The organism is Corallococcus sp. AB049A, assembly GCF_003668885.1.
GTDB classification, from domain to species: Bacteria; Myxococcota; Myxococcia; order Myxococcales; family Myxococcaceae; genus Corallococcus; species Corallococcus interemptor.
Map to the genome: position 1 here is coordinate 1 of NZ_RAWL01001196.1, position 428 is coordinate 428.

Here is a 428-nt window from a genome sequence, read left to right on the forward strand (position 1 = left end):
CCACAACACAACTACTCCACGACACCACAAGGTGAAAGACACGCCCCCCTGCGGTTAGACTCCCGCTCATGTTCGACGCACTGAAAAACATCGGAAACATCGGCCAGCTGATGGCCAAAGCGGGCGAGATGCGGCAGAAGATGGAAGCCATGCAGGCCGAGATGGGTAAGCGGCAGGTGACCGGCGACGCCGGCGCAGGCATGGTCACCGCGACCGTCAACGGCCGGCTGGAACTGATCAAGTTGAAGATCGATCGCGAGCGACTGGCCGTCGCAAACGCCGAGGGAAAGACGGCGTTGTCGCAAGGCGATTTCGAGATGCTGGAAGATCTCATCGCCGCCGCCGTCCGCTCGGCCCAGGTCCGCGCGGCCGAGATGATGAAAGACGAAATGAGCAAAATGGCCGGCGACATGGGCCTGCCGCCAGGC

1 protein-coding gene is annotated in these 428 nt (G+C 62.1%); it reads left to right on the top strand.

Features of this window, described 5'->3' with window-relative positions:
* Nucleotides 1–68 precede the first annotated feature (68 nt).
* Nucleotides 69–428 (top strand): YbaB/EbfC family nucleoid-associated protein (locus D7X55_RS41445; RefSeq protein ID WP_199747438.1); only part of this gene is annotated, 360 nt, incomplete at its 3' end.